Annotated in this window: 16 protein-coding genes; all 16 read left to right on the top strand. The window is 41.6% G+C overall.

The window, feature by feature from the left end:
• The first annotated feature begins 13 nt into the window (after positions 1-13).
• Positions 14-1357 (top strand): DUF5126 domain-containing protein, encoded by a 1344-nt coding sequence (locus CLV99_RS14045; RefSeq protein ID WP_162850114.1) that lies wholly within the window; start codon positions 14-16, stop codon positions 1355-1357.
• Positions 1358-1385: 28 nt separating this feature from the next.
• On the top strand, positions 1386-3002 hold the full coding sequence (locus CLV99_RS14040; RefSeq protein ID WP_133585152.1) for a DUF4998 domain-containing protein: 1617 nt from the start codon (positions 1386-1388) through the stop codon (positions 3000-3002).
• A gap of 10 nt (positions 3003-3012) precedes the next feature.
• The gene (locus tag CLV99_RS14035; protein WP_133585151.1) at positions 3013-4035 is read left to right on the top strand and encodes an MBL fold metallo-hydrolase; all 1023 of its coding nucleotides are present in this window, start codon (positions 3013-3015) and stop codon (positions 4033-4035) included.
• 222 nt (positions 4036-4257) lie between these two features.
• Entirely contained in the window at positions 4258-4851 is a 594-nt protein-coding gene (locus tag CLV99_RS14030) for an RNA polymerase sigma factor (protein WP_133585150.1), read from the top strand.
• A 74-nt stretch (positions 4852-4925) separates the two neighbouring features.
• A complete protein-coding gene (locus tag CLV99_RS14025; protein ID WP_133585149.1) occupies positions 4926-5459 on the top strand; it encodes an RNA polymerase sigma-70 factor in 534 nt (177 codons plus the stop codon).
• Positions 5460-5538: 79 nt separating this feature from the next.
• Entirely contained in the window at positions 5539-6183 is a 645-nt protein-coding gene (locus CLV99_RS14020) for a hypothetical protein (protein ID WP_133585148.1), read from the top strand.
• Positions 6183-7364: a DUF4374 domain-containing protein gene (locus CLV99_RS14015; RefSeq protein WP_133585147.1), complete on the top strand. Its 1182-nt coding sequence runs from the start codon at positions 6183-6185 to the stop codon at positions 7362-7364. The genes CLV99_RS14020 and CLV99_RS14015 overlap by 1 nt, the downstream gene beginning before the upstream one ends.
• Before the next feature lie 130 nt (positions 7365-7494).
• Positions 7495-9909 (top strand): TonB-dependent receptor, encoded by a 2415-nt coding sequence (locus tag CLV99_RS14010; protein ID WP_133585146.1) that lies wholly within the window; start codon positions 7495-7497, stop codon positions 9907-9909.
• Between the two features lie 5 nt (positions 9910-9914).
• Entirely contained in the window at positions 9915-11039 is a 1125-nt protein-coding gene (locus tag CLV99_RS14005; RefSeq protein WP_133585145.1) for a PepSY-associated TM helix domain-containing protein, read from the top strand.
• A gap of 53 nt (positions 11040-11092) precedes the next feature.
• The gene (locus CLV99_RS14000; protein WP_133585144.1) at positions 11093-11962 is read left to right on the top strand and encodes an AraC family transcriptional regulator; all 870 of its coding nucleotides are present in this window, start codon (positions 11093-11095) and stop codon (positions 11960-11962) included.
• 364 nt (positions 11963-12326) lie between these two features.
• Positions 12327-15356: a SusC/RagA family TonB-linked outer membrane protein gene (locus tag CLV99_RS13995; RefSeq protein ID WP_133585143.1), complete on the top strand. Its 3030-nt coding sequence runs from the start codon at positions 12327-12329 to the stop codon at positions 15354-15356.
• Positions 15357-15405: 49 nt separating this feature from the next.
• The gene (locus CLV99_RS13990) at positions 15406-17049 is read left to right on the top strand and encodes a RagB/SusD family nutrient uptake outer membrane protein (RefSeq protein ID WP_133585142.1); all 1644 of its coding nucleotides are present in this window, start codon (positions 15406-15408) and stop codon (positions 17047-17049) included.
• 189 nt (positions 17050-17238) lie between these two features.
• Entirely contained in the window at positions 17239-18957 is a 1719-nt protein-coding gene (locus CLV99_RS13985) for an aryl-sulfate sulfotransferase (protein ID WP_246032774.1), read from the top strand.
• Between the two features lie 40 nt (positions 18958-18997).
• Positions 18998-20191 carry a glycoside hydrolase family 130 protein gene (locus CLV99_RS13980; protein WP_133585140.1) on the top strand — a complete coding sequence of 398 codons (1194 nt, stop codon included), beginning with the start codon at positions 18998-19000 and terminating at the stop codon, positions 20189-20191.
• Positions 20192-20266: 75 nt separating this feature from the next.
• Positions 20267-22138 (top strand): sodium:solute symporter family protein, encoded by a 1872-nt coding sequence (locus CLV99_RS13975; RefSeq protein WP_133585139.1) that lies wholly within the window; start codon positions 20267-20269, stop codon positions 22136-22138.
• Between the two features lie 69 nt (positions 22139-22207).
• Positions 22208-23449, top strand: a complete 1242-nt coding sequence (locus tag CLV99_RS13970; protein ID WP_133585138.1) for a hypothetical protein — start codon at positions 22208-22210, stop codon at positions 23447-23449.
• Positions 23450-23451: the final 2 nt, after the last annotated feature.

The raw sequence follows: 23451 nt of genomic DNA, 5'->3' as shown, positions 1-23451 counted from the left end.
GATGAAATATATAATGAGATTTATAATAGCTATGGTCGCTTGTCTGTCGCTATTAATGGGGTGTGGCGACAGCTATCTGGGGGTAGAGCAGGTGGTAATAGACAATAATAGACCCGATAAACTGACTGTGAATAAGGTTGTCGCTCAATCTGGTGCATTGGAGATCCATTTTAGCATACCGGCTGGTAACCCAAATATTGACCAGGTGGTAGCGACCTACAAGAATAAACGGGGAGAAAATGTCGAGTTCAAGGTGTCGCGTTATAGTTCAGTGATTTTGGTGGAAGGTTTTACAGGAACAGATGTAAAGTCGGTAGAATTGGCCTGTATAGATATAAGTGGTAATAAATCAGATATCACTACAGTGAACGCTGCACCACTTTTATCTCCGCTTGAGATTGCTTTCGAATCTCTATTTGTGGAGCCTGCATTTGGTGGTGTACGTTTGAAATGGGAAAATAACAATGCTAATCCTTTGGCAATTCATGTGCTGACGGAAGATATCCTACAGGTGGGGGTGATCTCTCTGGTTGAAGATCCTACCAAGACTATCTATAATAGAGACTCGGTAAATACGTTTGCTTTTGTTAGACAATATCCGTCTAGCGAGCAGAAGTTTGGCTTTACAGTATCTGATAAGTGGGGCAACAGGTCGGATACTTTGATTAATTCGCTGATACCGTATAAAGAAGAGGAAATAGAATTTAAGTACGTCAAAGCGGTTTCTTTTTTCAACCCTACATTATTTAACGGAAGCCGCGACTATGGTATATACGGAGTAAATCCGGCTACTGGCTTACAGAATGATGGTAATGCTCATGCTGCGGGCAATGCTCCACAGACAATGTTTAATGGTGTGACCTCGGGCAACCTTTACTATGGCTACAAGTTTGTGAAGAACCTGTCAAATACAGATCCTTCAAAGCGTGAGATTGTACACGATGTATATGCGACTTTCGATCTGAATATGGAAGCTCGATTGAATAGGGTGAAAATATGGCCACGAGTTCATATTTCTTATACATATGCGAGATCGAGTCCAAAGCGTTTTAGGATATGGGGTACTAATGATGCGAATAGCGCACGGTGGGCCAAATTTCCAGAAGGTTGGACACTGATAGGCGAATATGTGGGTAAGACTCCAGTTAACCTAGCGAGTCTGACAGATGAGGAAAAAGATTGGTTCAATATCAATCAAGAATATTTGATTAATGAGGATAATGTGAACCCTGATGCAAAACCTACTGAGCCGTTCCGCTATATGAGGTTACAGCTCATGGAATCGTATAATGCCAATGAAGCATTTTATACAATCAATGAGTTCCAGATGTTTGGTGAAATATTGAAACGCTATTAACCATTGCCTTTAATTAACAACAGAAGCTATGAGCAAAATTAACTATATACTTTTTTTAGTATTTTTTCAGCTTTTTCTGATAGGCTGCGATAATGCAGATGATCTGCTGAACCAACATATCAAAGATGGGCCTTTGGTCTATGCCGGTAAGATTAAAGAAATGGGAGCACAGTCTGGGTATTACAGAATCCGTGTCAATCTCTTTCCAACGACTGATGCCAATAGGTCGCATTGTGTACTGACCTGGAATACGCAGGGAGACACAAAAGATTCGATGCGAGTAGATTATAATGAGGCGAACTTTGATGTAAAGATGGGAGGATATTTCAAAGTTGTCGAATTTGTTGATCTCCAAGGACCATTAGAAATTAAGGCACAGAATGTTGATTTATTTGGTAATAAATCATTGGTAGAATCTATCAGTGCCAATATTTACGGTACTGATTATGTCTCGGCATTGGTGAACTCTCCAGTGAAGGTGTCCTCTAAGGTGGATAAGGTGACCTTTGAGGATAGAGTCGGTGCAGTTGGTAATATTATCAGTTATGAAAAAATGGATGGTAGTTTTACACCAGAAGTTTTTGTGAAAGATAAAAACTATTCATTGGTAGATGCCAAAAGAGGAGGTGTCGTTCGTACAAAAACGAGATTCTTGATTAATGAGACGGATATCGATACATTGGATGTTACGACTTTTCTGGAGACAAATATACCCACGAATGATGGCATAGCCGTTTATGAGGCATTACTGAAAACGTCTCCTTTTTCATTAGACAATGAAAGGTTGACGCTATTGAGACAGATTGAAGTGTTTTCGGATAGTTTTCCGAAAGCTTCGTTTGGACAATATCTTAAAGTAACGGATGAGGCATCGATGGATATGGAATACACGACTCCTATTCTGTATGCATACGGTAGAGCATTTGATAAAGTTATGGACGAGGTGAAGGAGACTCAAGTGGCCTATGGCTCGGTCGCAGTATGGCTTTTGTATAATATGGGTTATGTTGTCAAAACGCCTTCTGCAACTTTTGGAATCGATGTAGACCATCGTTGGGCAGAAAAGCTAGAGCCGTATCTCGATTTCCTTTGTGTGACACATAATCATGTAGACCATGCACATACAAAACTGATGGATGCGATGAATAAAAAAGGTAAGCCTGTATTGTCTAATTTTTATGATAAGGACAAGAAGTACTATGCCAAAGATGCAAAGAGCTTTACCATTGGAAATATAAAAATACGTACGGATATTACAGACCATTTGAGGGATCCGGCATTGCCGAAGTTTGTGACGGTTTTCCGTGTCGAATGTGGTCCAGATGCGGGCAACTTCTCCATGTTACATTGTGGTGATTCGGGATTCAGACCTAATGAGTTTACAAAGGTAGAAGGACCTTTAGATTTGGCTGTTCTAAGGTGGGGGGCGCCACGAGAAAATGATATTTTAGGGACGGGAAGTGGTCAAGTGGAACCTAAGTATGCTATATTGTCTCATTTGATTGAACTGAGACATGATCCGTATCCAAATGGACAGGCTTCAATCTCGCAAACATTGAAACATCTTCCTGGAGTTAAGTGTGATAATACGATTATTCCGTTTTGGGGAGAGAAAATGATTTGGAAAAATGGACAGATGCTATAACTCTTCTAATATGTTTAAGTACGCGTTATCAATTTTACTGCTCGCTTTTTGCCAATTTTCTAGTGCACAGAAGAGATCTTTTGAAAAAGACCAGAAAAGCTACGTAAATGTAGGAGTAGAGACTATTAAAAAGTTGAACAAAACCAGCCCTTTGGTATTGAACGAAGAGCGATTGTCTTTGCTAAAAACAATCGAAACGTACTCGGATCCATATTCGGATATTCCATTTAAAGAGTACCTGAAGAAATCTGAGGAAGAAGCGGAAGAATTGGAGCATAAAGAACCTATCCTCTATGCTTATCGATTAGCTTTTGAAAAAGTGTTGCGTGAGGTAAAACATACAAAGGTCAAAAAAGGTACGGCATCCGTCTGGATGCTGTATAATATGGGGTTTGTGGTAAAGACACCTTCAGGTTGTTTTGGAATAGATGTCGATCATCGATTGGCAGAACAATTGGCTCCATATCTAGATTTTTTATATATCACGCATAACCATGGCGATCATGCTAATGTGAAATTGATGGCTGCTATGAAGCAGTTGGGAAAACCGGTAATAACCAACTTTGATGCCGACAATGCTCCATATTTTTCGACTACCGCGACAAGTTATAAGATCGGTAATTTTACATTAAAAACTGATATATCGGATCATCTGCGGAGTCCAGATCTGCCAAACTTTGTAGCTGTAGTTCGTATTGATTGTGGAGAAGATGCCGGTAATTTTTCTCTGCTACACTGTGGCGATTCTGGATTTGATCCTCGACGATTTAAAAACGTTGAAGGACCTGTCGATGTAGTTGTATTACGATGGGGGGCGCCAAGAGAGAATGATATTTTGGGAACTGGCGAGGGGCAGGTAAAAACCAACTATGCGCTATTATCGCATCTGATTGAAATGAGGCATAAGCCTTACCCGAAAGGACAGGCTTCTATTACACAGACACTGAAACATCTTCCTGGTGTGGACTGTAAAAATACCCTTTTACCTTTTTGGGGGGAAAAGCTAGTTTGGAAAGGCGGTGTTTTGAAGTAATATTTTTAACACTGTAGATATAACATACTCCTTGTGTTAGGAGTATGTTATATAATGATTATGTAATCGTTGGGCGGTGTCTTTTCTAACTGGTTTTATTTAATTTAGCACTAAACTATTTATTAGCTGTATGTAGGTGCATTTTTTTAGTTTACCTGCTGTGGCGTTTGATTTATATTGCTTAACTTAGTTATGCTATCAAATTATTTAAACCTCTAGAGCGTGAGAGATGACCTGAAATATGTAGAAATTTTATGTCTTGGACATGAAGCAGGTTTGCAGTATTTTATCGCTCAGTTTGGTGAACCCCTACATTTTTTTGCGTACAAAATAACGAAGAATAGGGAGGTCTCAGAAGAGATAGTCTCTGAATCGTTTTGTAAACTCTGGCAGCGAAAAGAAAAAATGGAAACCTATGAAATGATACGATCTTTTCTGTTTTCGGTGACTAGAAATGCCTGTTATGATCATATGGGGTCAGCATATCAAAAAAAAATCTCCCTATCGCATAATGACTGGACTGGCATCGAAGGAAACGAAGGGGATATGTTGGGACAGATCATCTATATCGAATTGATAAAGCAGATTGTTCAAGAGCTGGAAAAGCTACCCAAACAACAGGCAGAGGTATTCCGTATGGCCTATCTGGAAGGGATGGAAACAAAGGAGATCTGCGATTTACTCGGAACGACAACAAGCACTGTTTATTTTGCAAAGTCAAAAGCGGTATCTACGCTCCGTATGATATTTAAAGAAAAAGATATCAATTTGTATATGACCTTTCTCTTAGTAACTTGTTTTGGGCAGAGTTTTTAATTCAAAATAAATTAGGATTACCTCACAGACTTTTTCTATACTTGCACTAAATTAGATTTGTTCTAAATAAAAAGATGTGCGAGAGAAATAATATTATGGTTGATTTTCGGACGGCGAAGGGCTTTGAAGAGCTGTATAACTGTACGTCGGATCAGCTGTTTACTATTATCTTTAGGCAGGTCGGGGATAAATCGACAACGCAGGAACTGGTGCAGAATATCTATCTCAAACTATGGGAACGAAGATTTGATATTGAACTGGAAATCCCAATCCAGCATTACCTAAATCGGGCGGCCAAACTGGCGGCGCTAGATTATCTCAAAACAGCGCAACGACGTCAACAGCATCTGGATGAAATATCACAGGAGCAGAATCAAGCTAATAACGATACGGAGCGAACGGTGTTTTTTCAGGAATTAAAAAATAGAATCAGCGCCATAGCGGATCAGCTGCCCCCAAAATGTAAAGCTGTTTTTATGATGAGCCGGGAGCAGGGCTTGAATATCCGTGAAATTTCCGAAGAGCTCGCTATAGCGGAAAAAACGGTGGAAGCCCATCTTACCAAAGCCTTGAAAACGATAAAAGGCGGTCTCGATGAAAAAGTATAAAAAATATTTTATTTAGACTAAGGGTAAATAAGGAGTTGTACAACTCTCTTTATATAGTACCTTCTAAAAGCTCTGGCAAGTGGGGCTCAAGATGGTGCCTGGTATAGATAATTTAATTGTTTTGGAAATCACTCCAGATATTTTACAACGATATAATGAAGGGACGGCCACGGAGGCCGAGACCCTAGCTGTAGAGAATTGGTTGACCAGTACGGATGTAGATACCTATGTCTTAGATCCTGTTGACCTTGTAGCGATGAGGACTGCAGTATGGGACAATCTATTGGAGCAGGCTATAGATGAGCGGAAAGATCTCAAGCGAATTGTGACACGCAGGAAGAATCTTCTTTACAGGCCTTTGGTAGCAGCGATGTTATTGCTGTTGGTTGGGGGAGTGGTTTTCCACAAGCTGGGGTATACGGGCTTTAGTACTCCTGCTCAGGATGGATTGATCATTACATCGGCTCGGGGACCTATTGAGGTGCAGGGTGATAATGTTAAAGTTCAGTTTTCAGGATATCTACAGGTTGTAAACAGCTCGAAACAGCAAAAATCTATCGAATGTACGAATGGTGAGCTATATACGCTAGAACCTGGGGAAACCTATTATCTGGAAACGATTGCAGGGAGGCATTATCTGATTGCGGAGCGACACCTTTCGCCAGAGGATAATTATCTCCGTTTTGTAAGTGGGGATGTAGAAGTATTGGCCCAAACGATATAATGATGTATAGATTACTGTTATTTTCTTTGCTTTGCCTACAGGCGTGTAATCCATTTTCAGGGGATAAACAGTCTGATGTCGAGGCAATACTGATCGGAACTCGGGTAAATACGCCTAAGGGAAGGATGTACTATATGGGAGCCTATGCAGGTGTGCCTATACAGGCAGACCCTAAAGATATGTATCTGTTAGGGAATAACGTCGCTATGTATTCTTATGGACGATCTCCTTATGTCTGGGATGGGGCTCGGGGGCAGCTGACCAAATACGAGGTGGATGTTCGTTATAAGATCCAGGCCACGGACTCAATAGCTTTTGCTGGGATAGCAAGCAGTGCTTCTTTTGGTGCGGTAGCTTTTGTCTCGGATGAGGAGGCTTATGTATTCTTTTTGGCTGATGGAAAGGTGGTCGCATTCAATCCTTCGACAATGGAGATTGGGGAAGAGATTGAGGTGGAAAGACTGCCGCTAGGAGAGGATATAGAGGTCAGTACAAATACATATTACGCTTTTCTGGGGAGTGATGGGCGCATTTTGTTACCTATAGGGGCTAATCCGGGTGCTATAGGAAAGTTTGTGGATCAGGCACAGGTTGCCGTATTCAATACCAAAACGAAAAAAGTGGGGTATTCCAATGATTCACGTATGACTATAGGTTATAATAATCTTGCCAAAGATTTTGCGAATGGGGACCTGTATTATAGACCATCAAAGTATGTCGCCCGTATACAGGACTATAGACCAGAACAGAAGGATGCAGTGAGTGGAGGTCTATTACGGGTACGTAAGGATGGTACTTTTGATCCTGATTTTTTTGTGGACCTGCAAAAGGTTCTAAATGCACGTCGTATTATATCGGTTATCGCGATACAGGGTAAAGATGTCCTCGTACAGTATATCGATAAGGATTGGAAGATGCCAGAAAATCCGGGCCAATGGTTCAGCTGTTCGACAAGATTGGCTATGGTAGATGTCGAGGCATTGACTTTTAAGCTGGTCTCTTCGTTAGACCGTTATGGTACAATCTATCCTGTGGGCGAAGTGGATGGAAGGCCTTACTATGCCAATTTTGGAACGGAGGATGGTAAGTATCATTTTTTAGTACAGGACAATACAACTATTTTAAATACAAAAATCGAAGCAATAGGAGGAAGCGGGATCTATATCGCACGTCTTAAGTAGGAGGTGCTAAATACCGTCCTTAAGGAATGGTGCTGCTATTGAGCGGCAGGGGATTGCTATGGATTTAGGATTTCGTAAAGTGTAAATAATTATCTTTTATATATCATTATTAACTTCAGTTTATATTAAAATGAAACTAGTTTTATCAGTTTTTTTATGCTGCTTACTATCCCTAACAGTATCGGCACAGAAACAGGAACGGATCAAAGGGACGATCTTGATGTCGGAAGGGATGCCTGTCAAAGATGCTCTCTTGCGGGTGTTGAATACGGCTCATCAGGCTAGAACGAATGCCGCAGGAGAGTTTTACCTGGATGGATTAGCTGCGGGGCATTATGTGCTGCAGGCTACGATCAATGATGTGGAGATCATCCGTGAGCATATAGAGATCAAGTCGTCTGAGACAATACTACCGGCAATTTATGTCATCAAGAAAATGAATAATCTGGACGGGGTGACTGTATATGGTTATCGCCGTAATAAGTTCCTGGAGCGTGATAGTACGACGGTGGCCAAGATGCCGCTATCCTATATGGAGAATCCGCAGGCGTATACCAGTATCAACCAGTCGCTGATGAAAGAGCAGGTGACGACGGATCTTTCGGAAGTAATACGCAATGTGCCGGGGATGATCAAGATGCAGGGCAGCCCAGGCAGAGGAAGTGGAGATGGTAGTTTTTATTACAACCTGCGCGGATTCCCGACTAAGGTATCGATGGTGGATGGGGTACCGGCTACGACCAATGGGGAAATCGACCCTGCGGACGTGGAACGTATCGAGGTGATCAAGGGGCCGTCAGGTACATTGTATGGAGGTACGGTAACTTCTTTTGGTGGATTGATCAATATTGTATCTAAGAAGCCTCAGGATTATTTTGGTGGTGAGGTCTCGTATACTATGGGAAGCTTTAACCTGAATAGATTGACCGCGGATATACATGGTCCGGTAACTTCGGATAGAAAGACGCTTTTTAGAATGAATGCTGCATATCAATATCAGAACGGATTTAGGGATGCTGAGTTTAGAAAATCATTCTTTGCAGCACCTAGTTTTAGTTATCAGGTGAATGACCGCTTGCGATTCAACCTGGGAGCGCAGATCTATAACTATGAGGGTACGAATACACCTATTATTTTCCTGAGTAGGACGCGTCCATTTTTTGCACGGACTCCAAAAGAACTTGGATTTGACTGGAGTAGGTCTTATTCAAATAATGATATGACCTTGAAGGCTCCGGCCACGAATGTAAAAGGTGAGGCGAGCTATCGCATCTCGGACAATTGGACCTCGCAGACTATTATATCGAGAAACTTCCGTAAGACGGAGGGATTGTATCAGTATCAGTTTATTCGTGGAAATGACAGTGATGCTCAGTTGGAGCGTAATGTACAGTTTAATAATTCAGAGGCGAGCTCAACGAGTATTCAGCAGAACTTTAATGGTACTTTCCAGATCGGACGTGTCAAGAACAAATTATTGATTGGTCTTGATTATTTCAATCAATCGCTGCGTAATAACCATTCGCCGATCGTCAAATTTGATACGATAAATGGACAGAATCTGGCGAGTGATTATGGATTTATATCCCGGGAATTGGCGACAGCACGTATACAGCAATCAAAAGCAAATATGGTGCGTACCTATTCGTCTAGTAATGTGTATGGAGCCTATGTGTCGGATGTGTTGTATCTGACAGATCGCTGGACGACATTGCTCAGTCTGCGTGTAGATCATTTTAACTCCCGAGGACAGCTCAATCTAAATACCAATGTGCGGAGTGGAGATTATGAGCAGACTGCTGTATCGCCAAAGTTTGGTATGGTCTATCAGGTGCTGAAGGACCGTCTCTCTGCGTATGCCAACTATATGAATGGATTTAGTAACGTAGCTCCTGTTGATAATAAGGGGTTGGAGGGGTATACGGATATCATGAAACCGCAGTCGGCTAATCAATGGGAAGCTGGGGTGAAAACCAATTTTTGGAACAATCGCTTCAACTTTACGGCATCATATTATGATATCACGGTCAATAATATGACTCGGGATATTTCGGTGACGCAAGGTGGTAAGGATTATAATATAACGATTCAGGATGGGGAGCAACGTAGCAAGGGACTGGAGTTTGAGTTGATAACGAATCCGGTGCGTGGCTTGAATATTATAACGGGATATACGTATAATGACAGCAAATTCCAGAAAGCAGATGATAAAGTGAATGGTCGTAGACCAGCGTCAGCAGGTCCAGCGCATGTATTCAATTCTTGGACGAGCTATGTATTCCAGAGCAAGGCGTTGCACGGGATAGGCTTAGGTCTTGGCGTGAATAGAGTCGGCGAGCAGATCACGGTGGATCATGCTGCTACTGGGCAGTTCATTTTCCCGGCTTATACTTTGGTGAATGCTTCGGTTTCGTTTGAACGGGAGAAATATAGGATAGGGCTACGCATGAACAACTTGACAAATACAGAATATTTTGCTGGACAGGGGGTAGTCGTGGCGCAGATGCCTCGCAATTTTGCGTTACAACTGGGTCTTCGTTTTTAGAAAACGTGAAGCTTAGAACGATAATACATCAAATACATCTATGGCTCGGACTGTTGTCCGGGGCCATAGTTGTCATTTTGGCTATCACGGGCTGTATTCTTGCTTTTGAGCAGGAAATCAAGAATTATCTCCATTCTGATCGATATTATGTCGCAGAGGTCAAGGATCAGAAACGGCCCATGTCGGAGCTTAAAGCAATTGCTGAAAGTGCCTTTCCTTGGGAAACGAAATCTAGAAGAGTAGAGGTGTCAGGAGATCCAAAGCGTACTTATGTCTTTCGATCAATGAAGATAAATGCGGAAGCGTGGACCTACTGGGGGTATTATGAATACTATGTACGTGTATATGTAGATCCCTATTCGGGAGATGTAGTCTATGTGGAGGATGCGAAAAAGGATTTCTTCGAACTCGTGCTCAATCTGCATAGAAGGTTGTGGCTGGGAGAGAAAATAGGGAAACCTATAACAGGTTATGCTACGGTAGTATTATTGGTGGTACTATTGTCCGGTTTGGTTATATGGATACCTCGTAAGCTCACTAAAAAGTCGGCCAAATGGATGTTTTTGATCAAAAGAACCCGTAATATGAAACGGTTGAATTTTGACTTCCATAAGGTGGCAGGCTTCTACTCGACTATCCCTTTGCTGCTTATCAGTTATTCGGCTATCATATGGGGATTTAAAGGCTTTGATACGAATGTGCAACAATTGTTGAATGGTGGATTGGAGCAGAAGAAAACGGAGGTACTGAGCCCTTCCGGGATACTCCCGATAGAAGAGGTGACCGACCAGATATGGAGCAGACTGGACAGAACACTGAGCAAGGAAAATAAGGTCTATTTCAGTTTTCCAAGATCTGAAAAAGGATTTTTTAATGCGGAGGTGGTCCGAGCAGAAAAATTGTACCAGAGTGATAAGTATAATTTTGACCAATATTCGGGCAAGGCTGTGGATATCATCCGTTATGAGGATGAGCAGGGATGGGGAACTCGCCTCCGGGCTATGAATTATGATCTACATACCGGATCGATACTGGGTATAGCCGGTCGATATCTTTATTTTTTGGTTAGCTTGATCTGTATTATGTTGCCTATTACAGGTTTTATGATTTGGTGGGGAAGGAAAAAGTAGGATTGTTTTGGTTTAATTTCCTACCTTTAGAATAACCAAATTTAAACAAGATTATGCGTTCAGATATATTCAGAGAAAAGTCTCCGCTATCTAATGAAGATTGTTTTGTGGTATTCGATAGACGAAAAAGCTCATTTACATTTCCTGTACATATACATCCTGAGTTTGAGTTGAACTATGTGGAAGGGGCATCTGGAGCAAAGCGTATTATTGGCGATTCGATAGAGACAATTGGTGAAAAAGATCTCGTACTTATAGCGAATCCAGAGCTAAAGCATGCTTGGATAGATGGAGATTGTCAGAGCGTAGATATACATGAAATCACGGTCCAGTTTCATCCGTCTCTTATAGAACAATGTCTTGATAAAAGACAATTTCAAAGTGTACAGAAGTTGATATCAAGAGCGTCAAGGGGAGTGGTTTTTGGACATGAAACTATCGAAAGAGTTCTGCCATTGTTACGGATTATTACTTTGGAGAGAGACGGTTTTTATTCCGTTATGAAACTCTTCATTATTCTCTATGAGTTGTCTAAGGGGAATGACTTGAGAGAATTGTCAAAAACAAATGTATCTATGTTGAGTAGCAACGATTTGTTAATGAGTCGTTTGCAGGATTATATTTCGCGTAATATTGGAAGCGAGCTTAGTCTTCCTCAGGTCGCGACTGAGTTTGCGATGAGTAAGTCTACATTTTCTCGTTTTCTGAAAGCGACGACTACAATGAGTTTTACAGATTATTTGCTGGATTATAGAATTAATATGGCAGTTCGCTTACTACGACAGGAAGTCCCAATTTCTGATCTGGTAGAACAGTGCGGATTTAACAGTTTGTCTTATTTTTACCGGGTATTTAAACGGGCAAAAGGTATAACTCCGCTAGAATACAAACGATTATACAAGAAGCAACAGATCATTGTGTAAAGTTTTGAACAATGGTGTCATATTTTTTGAATCCAAAGTTCATGGTTTTTTAGTTTTTGTTTGCTAACATGTTGTTTGTTAGTTATTTATTGTTTTGTCCAAAGTTTTCCTTTCTCAATCCAATAAGGGGATGAAACAGCCAATTGATATGCTTTAGCTTGTTTTAAAGATTAGAGTTATAGCTTTTTTAGCCTTAAAAGTTCAATATTATTGAATCCATTGTACTATATCATTAGATATAGCTTCCCTAATTTCGTTATTAATACGGAGCATTCCCTATTAACCATTAAATAACTAGCAGCTATCTGTAGGATGGATTTGCTGCTCTAGAAGTAAACCATAAAACAAATAAATAATTTAAATTATGAGAAAATTCATTTTGCTTGTACTTTTCTCCCTTTACGGTGTATTTGCATGGGCGCAACAGTTGCTGCAGGTAAAGGGAACCGTTAGAGACTGGGCGGATCAGCCATTAATTGGGGCTACCGTAACAGTTAAGGGCACTACCAGGGTGACCAAAACGGATCAATTTGGCAATTTTAGTATTCAGCTGGAAAAAGGACAAACCCTAGAAGTTACGTACTTAGGAATGGCGACCCAAGCGATTCAGGTGCGTGATGAGCTACCGATACAGGTTCAGTTACAGGGGGGAGAGAGTAGTGCATTGGAAGAGGTGATTGTAATCGGATATGGCACTGTCCGGAAAAAGGATTTGACAGGAGCTGTGGCATCGGTAACAGGAAAGGATCTGCAATCCAATCTTGCCAAAAATACCGCAGGTGCTTTGCAAGGACGAGTGGCAGGGGTTTCTGTTACGAATTCGGGAGGCGCACCAGGGGCCGGATTAAATGTGACAATACGTGGACTTAGTTCATTTGGTAGTAATACCCCATTGTATGTGGTGGATGGGGTATTTAGTGATATCAATCTCGTAGATCCAAACGATATTGCTTCTTTAGAGGTCTTGAAAGATGCTTCAGCAGCCGCTATTTATGGGTCACGTGCGGCGAATGGGGTGGTTATCGTGACGACTAAAAGCGGTAGGCAGAATACCGCTGCTACACTAAGTGTCAATGCGTTTACAGGTATACAGAAAGTACCTAAAATGTTGGACCTAATGGATGCGACACAATGGAAAAATTTCCAAAAGGCAAATGGAACATTACCTCCAGCTGCCGAAGCGATGACAACTAATACAGATTGGCAGGATGAAGTATTCCGCACTGCACCTATGCATAAAGTTAATGTGGATATTGCTGGTGGTGGCGAACGCTCGACCTATAGCGTATCCGCAGGCTATATGAAACAGAATGGGGTATTGTTGAATACAGATTACGACGCCTTTAATCTTCGTACTAAAAATACTTTTAGTCTGTTCAATAACCATTTGCGGTTGGGAAATACGTTCTTGGTTAAGAATGGAAACCAACAGCGTGGCTCAGAATTGGTGATTACCGATATTTTGCGACAGAACCCATTAGTACCTGTATATGATCCGGAGATATTGGGTGGTTATGGGGCTTATTCTACGTGGATGAAGAATATTGAAAACCCTGTTGGTGTTCTTAATTTGTACGATAATCAACGGCATCAAACGGATATCATGCTTAGTGGCTATGCAGAGGTTGATCTTTTTGTGGAGGGGTTGAAGTATAGGCTGAATGTGGGGGCAAATCGTACTACGGGGCGTAATTATAGTAAGAAGGCAGAACCACATATGTATGGTGATCAATTCCTAAAGTCTTATCTGCGAGAAAATGCGTTTTTCAACAATCAATGGCTGATTGAAAATACATTGCACTATGACCGTACATTTGACAAACATACGTTATCTGTTCTGGCAGGATATTCTGCACAGGAGAATAATAACCGTGGTTTTGGTGTTGGTCGTATGGATATACCGTTAGGTACAGATGCTATTGATGCTGGGGCAATGGATCAGCAGTCTACCAATGGCAGCCTTCAGGAAGAAGCGTTGATTTCGCAGTTCGGCCGTTTGATGTATAGTTATGACAGTCGTTATCTGTTGACGGCCACGATTCGACGTGATGGATCGTCTAAATTTGCTGACGGACAGCGTTATGGTGTTTTTCCTTCCATTGCTCTGGGGTGGAATGTGATGAACGAGCGTTTCTTTGAATCGGCTAAAAATACAGTCAATGAGTTTAAAATCCGTGCCAGTTATGGTCGCCTAGGGAACCAAAATATTGGTAACTATACCACACAGTTCACCACCGAATACGGTATCAACTATATTCAGGGGGGCAAATTATGGTTGGGTGCTATTCCTGGGTACAACTGGGCCTCTCCAAATAACTTGACATGGGAGGAAACAGAAACAAGTAATATCGGTTTAGATCTGGCTTTTTTGAAAAATCGATTGACTGTCAGTGCGGACTATTATGTACGTGAGACCAAGAATATCCTTCTAGGTATCAACCGGGCACCATCGTCGGGTTTGGGCGGTACGCCAACAATGAATGCAGGGATAATCAGTAATAAGGGATTTGAATTTTTGACCAGCTATCGTGATGCAGTAGGTACGGTAAATTATAGTATTGCCGTGAATGCCTCTGCCGTTAAGAACAATATGAAAGCCGTCACTGTGGGGTCTGTACAAGAGTTCTCCGGTTTCAACCCACATAGTGAAGGAAATGTTACCTGGGCGAGAGTAGGGTATCCTATAGGTGGTTTTTGGTTAATTAAAACCGATGGTCTATTCCAGTCTGATGCAGAAGTACAGGCCTACAAAAGCTCAAATGGCACAGTTATACAACCAAATGCGAAAGCAGGCGATATCCGATTTGTGGATTTTAATGACGATGGAAAAATAACCGATTATGAGGATGCACAGTATTTAGGTAGTCCTTTTCCTAAGTTGGCTTACGGTATCCGGGGTAATGTAGAGTATAAAGGTGTTGATTTGGGCTTCTTTTTTGATGGGGTGTCGGGTAATAAAATATACAACTATACGCGGGCACGTATTGAATCATCCAATGAGGTGAACAACCATTCGACAAGCTTGTTAAACTCCTGGACAGCATCTAATACCAATACAGATATTCCGCGCTACACCCGTGATGACCCGAATGACAATAAACGTCGTGCGTCTGACCGTTGGTTAGAGAGCGGGGCTTTCTTCCGCTTGAAAACTTTGGAGATAGGTTATACCCTGCCTACGCAGCTATTAAGTAAAGCGTCGTTGAAAAATACCCGTATTTTCTTTGCTGCTGACAACCTTTTTACTGCAACGAAGTACAAAGGGTATACACCGGATCTGGGGGTGAACTCAGACGACAATGGTGGCGGTTCTAGCATAATGACGGCAGGGACAGACTATGGTCGCTTTCCATTGGCGCGTACTATTATGTTTGGTTTGCAAGCCAGTTTTTAAAAGACAGCGTAATGTTTAATCATGAATTTTGGAATTTTAAAATACACATATGAAATTTTCAATAAATAAATATACGATGGTGGCAGTGCTTGGGCTGTCGCTAACGAGCTGTTCCAAAGATTTTTTGGAGCGAATAAATCCCAATAAGCCCGTAGAAGGAGGTTTTTGGATCAATGAAAACGATGCGGTATCTGCTGTAGCTACGGTCTATTCTCCTATTAGAAGCCAAATGTACGGTTATTATGCAGCCTATACGGGGTATCAGACCATGAACCGGGCGGATGATACTTTTTTTCTGATCGGTGAAGAAGCTTTTACCTGGGATTATGTCAATTTTCGTAATAGTGCGTCCACCGCAGAGAGTGATTTTGGAAGGTTGTATAGGGGTATTAACCGGGCGAATGTGTTCTTTAAAAATATAGAGAAGGTGCCTATGGACGAAGCCAAGAAACAGCAACTGATCGGTGAGGTGAGTTTCCTGAGGGGGATGTATTACTTTTTATTGGCGGCCAACTATGGAGATGTGCCTTTGCGCTTGACGGTAGCTACCGATGATGCGGAACCTGGAGAAGCTGCATCGGCACCAGAAGCTGAAATCTGGAAGCAGGTTATCGCTGACTTCAAAGTCGCTAAAGAAAAGCTGCCGGTAGATAGACCTGCGTCCGAATCGGGACGGGTAACTAAAGGGGCTGCCATTGCATACTTGGGTAAAGCCTTAGTGTATACCAAGCAATACGGTGATGCCGAAACAGAGTTGAAAGGACTACTTTCGTCTCCGTATAATTATGATTTAGTGGCTGATTATCAGGATAATTTTAAACATACCACCAAATTTAATAAGGAATCGGTGTGGGAGTTGGCTTACGATGGTACATTGAGTAGTGGTGGGGTATGGGGCGATGATCAAGCAAATTCGCATTTGGGAATGGTACTGCCTAATTTTATAGGGCCGGATGGTACAGGAGCATGGTTCAAGATTATGCCTTCGCCAACTATTATCCGCGACTTTATCGCAGAGGAAAGACCTGTAGGCTCTGATACTCGCTTTGACAAACGTATGAATGCCAGTTTTTTATGGAAGTATTCAGACTACCAGACTGGCGCGACTGATGGTAAATGGTATGGCAACCAGACCTTTGATGATATTTGGGCAGCTTGTCAGGAAAAAATTAAACGTCATCCAGCAGAAGAGCTTGAATTTGGCTTTCCGAAAATCGATGGAAAACAGGGGCGTTTCTTAATGAATAAGTATACCAACGCTTATATGAATGCTGCAGGATCGAATTCGCACTATGACCCCGCTAAGAACAATAACAATAACCTCCGTGTATTTCGCTTTTCAGAAGTGTTGCTATTGCACGCGGAGGCCTGTGCGCAGAACGGAAATACAGCAGATGCTGCATCTAGCTTGAAGCGTATCCGCGATCGTGCAGGACTGGCCAATAAGACCTGGAGTGGTAAAGATGATTTGATGAAGGAAATCATGAGACAAAATGAATTGGAGTTTTTCTTTGAGGGACACCGTTTCTTTGACCTAAAGCGTTGGTATGACTACGCACAGATGAAGCAAATTTTTGTAGACAATAAAAAGCAAGGCGTCAATAATTTTCAAGCTAAGCATTACTATCTCCCTATACCACAAGATGAATTGAATACGAACACCAAAATGCAGCAACATCCGTTGTGGCGGTAATTATTATTTTTTCGGAAGGGCTTTTTGGCTCTTCCGAAAAAATGAACGCTATGCTCTAGACCTATTAGCAAATATACTATGTCAGTTACTTGTGTTTTTTGTTTTTTTAGAAGAAAGAATATTATATCTCATCTATGGTTAGGTATAATGGTTGTCCTATTTTATTCGTGCGCTAAGAATAGCAATGTTATGATAGAGAATTCTTCAAAACAGGCGTTGGAAGAATGGGTTGATAAGGGAGAACTGCTGCTTGATATGACGAAGGGTAAAGAAAACTACGTTTTCAACTTTGAAGGTGGAGCTATGTCTGTCCCTTTACTGGAGATTGCAAAAGTAGAACCACAGCTGGAACGTTGGCAGACGAAAGTTATTTTCAGCGATGGGGCGGAGTTGACTGTACCGACCAAGGGTACGAATCTTGACTTTATAGTAGAAGGGATAAAGCTCAACCCTTCTGGTTTGAATCCCTTGGCTGCTTTGGTTAATGTATGGCTGCCAACATATGGTCGGGTGAAGATAACAGTGCAGGGCAGGCACGGTGAAAATGGGACCATCACCCATTGGTGCCAAGATGGCAAACCGAGGCAAGCGGTACCAGTTTTGGGATTGTATGCTGATTATGAGAATGTGGTAAAGCTGACCTTTACGAGTATGGATGGAAAAGAACGAGGTAGTACCATTATACGTATACGGACTGATGCCTTAAGAATACAGGATTTTCCGAAGTGGAAGCAAATCAAAGCGCAACCTCAAAAGATGGAGCCTGGTGTCACACTGGTCAATTATCCTGGTCAGAGCGAGGCAGATGTATCTATACCCTATATGATCGACAATGAAGGAGAAATCCGTTGGCTACTGCTTTTTAAGGCTTCCTCACAATTACAAAAACTTTCTTTTTCTATTGGCCTAAAACGTACAAAAAAGGGAACTTTTATAGCAGGGGACCAATCGCAACCACGGATAATAGAGGTGGATGTTTTTGGTAATCTCCTGCAGCAATGGGATCTGAAAAAACTGGGATATACCTTTCATCATGAGATTACAGAAGCGGCTAATGGTAACTTTTTGGTCAACGTGAGCAAGTCTAGTGCTAAACTGAATAATGGTCAGCCACGTATTAATGACTATATCATTGAGCTGGATCCTTTAACAGGCGGGCTGGTTCGAGAATGGGATCTGGCCGATCAGTTGGATACAACGCGGTATCTCAAACCCGATGCAAATACACCAGCAGAATTTGGCCCTTCGGCAAGTAATTGGGCACATAATAACGCTATTGGCGAAATTGGTAATAATTTATTGACTACGTTGCGCTATCAGGGGATTAGTAGTTTTGATCGTTCTGGAAATTTGCGTTGGATTATATCTCCCCATAAATATTGGGGACTGGCATATCAGTCTTATCTTTTGAAGCCTATCGATGAAAGTGGTAATATGATCAATGATCCTGCGGTTATTAACGGGGAGGCGCGGACCTCGGGCTTCGATTGGTCGTGGGGACCACATTCGCCAGTGGCACTGGCAGAAGACCGTATTCTCGTATTTGATAATGGGTATAATCGTAATTGGATATCCAATTTTGCCCCTGGAGTGATGAGTTATAGTCGTGTAGTTGAATATAAAATTGATCTAACAAAAAAAACTGTGCAACAGATATGGTCCTATGGTGAAGAATGGGGGACGCAAGGGTTTTCTCAAGCTGTGTCGGGAGTTCAGTATCTGGACAAAACTGGGAATGTGTTGTTCTGCCCTGGGATGGGCGTGTCTACATCTATCGGATCGGGGGGACGTGTAGTGGAGATAAACCCTAAAACCAAGGAGGTCGTGTACGAACTTGAAATCGTCGTCGGTAGTGGGTTTGCATTTCATCGTGCTACACGTATATCGTTATACCCTGAGTATCTGTAAATGAATTGATGATTTTTATTTAAAACAATTTTGAAAGCCTATGTCTATACAATTTGAACGTAATAAGAAGTCTATTTTCGAACAACAACAAGTGCTGCTAAAGCAGATTAATACCGCTATACCATCGTCAAATGGTATTGTACAACGTTATCGTAATCCGGTGGTCACAAAAGATCATATACCATTAGATTGGCGTTTTGATTTCAATCCGTCTGATAATCCATTCTTCATGGAGCGTATTTCGTTTAATTCAACGATGAATGCTGGTGCTCTTTATTGGCAAGGTAAATTTTTACTTTTCGTACGTGTTGAAGGAGTTGATAGGAAGTCTTTTTTTGCAGTGGCGGAAAGCCCTAACGGTATAGATAGCTTTAATTTTTGGGAAAGGCCGTTGTCATTTCCTGATATCGATCCTAACGAAACCAATACCTATGATATGCGTATTACAGCACACGAGGATGGTTGGGTCTACGGAATATTCTGTAGCGAACGATTGGCACCAGATGCACTGGCAGGTGATTTATCCACGGCTATAGCGTCTTCGGGTATTATACGATCTAAGGATCTATTAAAATGGGAGAGATTACCGGATATAAAATCGACCAGCCAACAGCGGAATGTGGTGTTGCATCCGGAATTTGTGAACGGAAAGTATGCCCTATATACAAGGCCACAAGATGATTTCATTTTTGCAAACAAAGGAGGAGGAATCGGATGGACACTGTTAGACGATATCTGTAATCCCGTCGTTGTAGCGGAAGAAATAGTAAATCCGAGGCGTTATCACACCATTAAGGAAGTCAAGAATGGAGAGGGGCCAGCACCTATAAAAACAGAGAAAGGCTGGTTACATCTTGCTCATGGCGTCCGCGGTACAGCAGCTGGATTGCGCTATGTGCTTTATCTTTATGTAACCAGCCTAGACCAACCTAATGTAATGATCGCCGAACCTGCGGGTTATTTTATGGCACCAGAAGGGAAAGAAAGAGTGGGAGATGTATCCAATGTGTTGTTTTCGAATGGATGGATAGTTAAAGATGATGTAGTGTACATCTACTACGCGTCGAGCGATACAAGGGTGCATGTCGCATCCAGTACGGTAGAGCAATTATTGGATTATTGTTTTGAAACAGCAGTAGATGGCTTACGTTCGGCAGCATCTGTCAAAAAGATAAATGCGCTGATCGAAAAAAATAAGCATTATATAGAAGCAACGAACAGCGAGACCGATTAGAAAACAAATTGCATGTACCATAGGGTAATAGCGATTATTTTGTAACTTACATTAACCAAATAATAAACCAAAGATATGCAACTATCTGTTGTCGATATGTTAATTATCGGATTTTATCTGATAAGTATGATTGCCATTGGCTTGATTCTGAAAAAGAAAGCTTCTCAAAATCTAGATTCGTATTACCTCGGGGGCAAATCGCTTCCTTTTTATATGCTGGGTATTTCTGATGCCTCTGGTATGTTTGATATTTCGGGGACTATGTGGATGGTATATCTAGCTTTTGTATATGGTTTTAAGAGTTTATGGATTCCATGGCTTTGGCCGGTATTTAACCAGATTTTTTTGATGATATACCTCTCTATTTGGTTGAGGCGTTCGAATGTGTTGACAGGGGCCGAGTGGATACGTACTCGATTTGGTTATGGTAAAGGGGCTGATTCTTCCTATACGATAGTGATACTGTATGCCGTGATAGCTGTGTTGGGGTTTCTTTGCTATGGATTTATAGGGATAGGTAAATTTATGGAGGTATTCTTTCCTTGGGAAACTGTATCGGCTTATATTCCATTTGAAGTAGCACCGGATCATGTAGCTCAGGTCTATGGAATTTTCTTTACGGGCATAGCGACATTCTATGTTATGCTGGGAGGCATGCATAGTATCGTATGGGCAGATGTAGTACAGTTTGCCATTATGACTATATCTGGGATTGCAATAGCAGCGATAGCGATGTACCGTGTGTCTCCCGAAATGTTGGCGGCACATACGCCCGAGGGCTGGTTATCTCCTTTTTTTGGATCAACATTGGATTTGGATTGGAGCAATATATTACCCTCAATAATGGATAGGATAGAGGCAGACCAGTATGGACTTTTTGGAATATTTGTTATGATGATGCTTTTTAAAGGTCTATTCATGAGTATGGCAGGGCCGGCAGCAAATTACGATATGCAGAAAATATTGGCTTGTCGAAGTCCCAAAGAGGCTGCTATGATGAGTGGATCGGTTTCGGTTATTTTGTTGATCCCGAGATATTTGATGATTATGGGTTTTACGGTTTTGGCTTTGGTGTTTTTTAATGATGACTTTAAGGCGATGGGGGCGGATATAGATTTTGAGACTATATTACCGAAAGCAATTAATCAGTTTGCACAGGTGGGCTTAACGGGGCTATTGCTAGCGGGGCTTCTTTCAGCATTCATGTCGACATTTGCCTCCACCGTAAATGCTGCGCAAGCTTATCTAGTGAATGATGTATTCCTTAAGTATGTATATCCTACTGCTAATCCCCGAAAACAGATAAAACTTAGCTATATCGTGTCTGTGACAATTGTCGGGATCAGTACAATAATAGGAATGTATGTGCAAAATATTAATTCTGTGTTACAATGGATTGTTTCGGCGCTATACGGTGGATATATAGCGGCGAATGTGTTGAAGTGGCATTGGTGGAGATTTAACGGTGCTGGGTTTTTCTGGGGAATGTTGGCGGGGATATTTGGAGCAATTGTACTCCCGTTTATTTTTCCGGATACATTGCCATTGTATTACTTCCCTGTTTTATTGGCTATATCACTTGTCGGGTGCATTATAGGTACTTATCTTGCGCCAATGACGGACGAAGAAGTGTTAGTCAATTTTTATGTCCGGATCAGACCTTGGGGCTATTGGGGACCTATAGCCGAAAAAGCAATGCTGAAATATCCTGACCTGAAAAAAAATGGACATTTTAAACGGGATATGTTTAATGTTGGAATAGGTATTATTTGGCAATGTGCACTGACCCTAATTCCAATGTATATCGTGGTTAAAGAGGGATTCCCACTAGTGACAAGCATTATGGTATTAGCAATAACAACGCTAGTACTGAAAAAAAATTGGTACGATAAGATGTGCCGCGAAGAGAAAGAATATGATGCTTTTATGAAAAAGTATAATTTGTAATCTATATCACTTTTAATCTTAATATGTGACATGTTGTCTTAGAGTCTAAGTGCTTAGATTTGTATCAGTATGAGGACGTTATTATCATCGGTAACAATCAGGCAATGGTGCCTCTTAGGTATATTCAACCTGGTGCTGGTAGCGGCATTTGGATTGTTGATGCGCAGTGCTGTTATCTTTCCGCAGACTTGGTTCAACCAAAAGTATATCCTACATGCACATTCACATTTTGCATTCTCAGGCTGGATATCCCATATGTTGATGGTACTGATGGCGATGTTGGTATTGAATAAGAAGGCTGCTGATTGTTTACCCAAGAAATACCAATTGCTTATTGGAGCAAATATGTTAGCTTCTTATGGTATGCTTTTCTGCTTCTCATGGCAGGGCTATGGGCGCTATTCCATTATTTTTTCGACTTTAACTATTTTGCTGTCTTACGGATTTGTGGGCATACTGTTGCATGCGATAGCCCGCTCGACGCTGTCTCTCTTGGTACGTAAGTGGTTTAGGGCTGCGTTGCTGTTTTTGCTGGTATCTTCATTGGGTACTTTTTACCTGGCCTATCTACAGGCAACGCATAATGTGGATGGGAATAAACAATTGTCCGCAATCTACTTTTTTCTGCATTTTCAGTACAATGGTTGGTTTTTTTTCAGTTGCATGGGACTGTGGCAGCATTGGCTTGCATCTCGTCAGATAGAGGTGGCAGGAGGAAGCGTATTGTATCGCTTGTTTGCTTGGACTTGTGCTCCGGCTTATTTGCTATCGCTTCTTTGGTTGGATCTGCCCGTGGAACTGTATGTTGTTTTGGTACTAGCGGTATTGGCGCAGAACTTCAGTTGGTTTTACTGGTTGAAGGGTTTATTAGGACAGATAAAATGGGGGGAAGATAAAGCTCCCTCATGGCTGGGAGGAGTTCTCTTGTGTATATTGTCGGCAGTTAGTCTGAAAGTGTTACTGCAGGGGATTGCCCTGATACCTGCATTTCATGAACTGACCTATAGCTTTCGACCTATTGTGGTGGGGTATTTACATCTGGTTCTATTGGGGATAATTACGTTGTTTATCTTGGTGGTTTTGTTTTTGAACAAAATTGTCTGTGCAACGCAATGGACAAAATGGGCAATGCTGGTTTTTATATGTGGGATTATAGGTAATGAATTAGTGTTGCTGGTGCAGGGATTGAGTGGTATGCAGGGCATCTATATACCCCACCTTCCGATGGGGCTGATGCTGGCTGCACTGATAATGTTTATTTCGCTTGTTCTACTTTGGATTTCGACAGTTTGGAGCCTGCGAAAAGAATAGCC

It is taken from the genome of Sphingobacterium yanglingense, from assembly GCF_004363245.1.
GTDB lineage: Bacteria > Bacteroidota > Bacteroidia > Sphingobacteriales > Sphingobacteriaceae > Sphingobacterium > Sphingobacterium yanglingense.
The sequence above is the reverse complement of the archived record's forward strand: the minus strand, read 5'-3'. Positions and strand labels throughout refer to the sequence as shown.

Bases quoted from the DNA above. Each gene is read 5' to 3' on its own strand.
- CLV99_RS14045 (WP_162850114.1), top strand. From the start codon at position 14: ATGAGATTTATAATAGCTATGGTCGCTTGTCTGTCGCTATTAATGGGG.
- CLV99_RS14040 (WP_133585152.1), top strand. From the start codon at position 1,386: ATGAGCAAAATTAACTATATACTTTTTTTAGTATTTTTTCAGCTTTTT.
- CLV99_RS14035 (WP_133585151.1), top strand. From the start codon at position 3,013: ATGTTTAAGTACGCGTTATCAATTTTACTGCTCGCTTTTTGCCAATTT.
- CLV99_RS14025 (WP_133585149.1), top strand. From the start codon at position 4,926: ATGTGCGAGAGAAATAATATTATGGTTGATTTTCGGACGGCGAAGGGC.
- CLV99_RS14015 (WP_133585147.1), top strand. From the start codon at position 6,183: ATGATGTATAGATTACTGTTATTTTCTTTGCTTTGCCTACAGGCGTGT.
- CLV99_RS14010 (WP_133585146.1), top strand. From the start codon at position 7,495: ATGAAACTAGTTTTATCAGTTTTTTTATGCTGCTTACTATCCCTAACA.
- CLV99_RS14000 (WP_133585144.1), top strand. From the start codon at position 11,093: ATGCGTTCAGATATATTCAGAGAAAAGTCTCCGCTATCTAATGAAGAT.
- CLV99_RS13995 (WP_133585143.1), top strand. From the start codon at position 12,327: ATGAGAAAATTCATTTTGCTTGTACTTTTCTCCCTTTACGGTGTATTT.
- CLV99_RS13990 (WP_133585142.1), top strand. From the start codon at position 15,406: ATGAAATTTTCAATAAATAAATATACGATGGTGGCAGTGCTTGGGCTG.
- CLV99_RS13985 (WP_246032774.1), top strand. From the start codon at position 17,239: ATGATAGAGAATTCTTCAAAACAGGCGTTGGAAGAATGGGTTGATAAG.
- CLV99_RS13980 (WP_133585140.1), top strand. From the start codon at position 18,998: ATGTCTATACAATTTGAACGTAATAAGAAGTCTATTTTCGAACAACAA.
- CLV99_RS13975 (WP_133585139.1), top strand. From the start codon at position 20,267: ATGCAACTATCTGTTGTCGATATGTTAATTATCGGATTTTATCTGATA.
- CLV99_RS13970 (WP_133585138.1), top strand. From the start codon at position 22,208: ATGAGGACGTTATTATCATCGGTAACAATCAGGCAATGGTGCCTCTTA.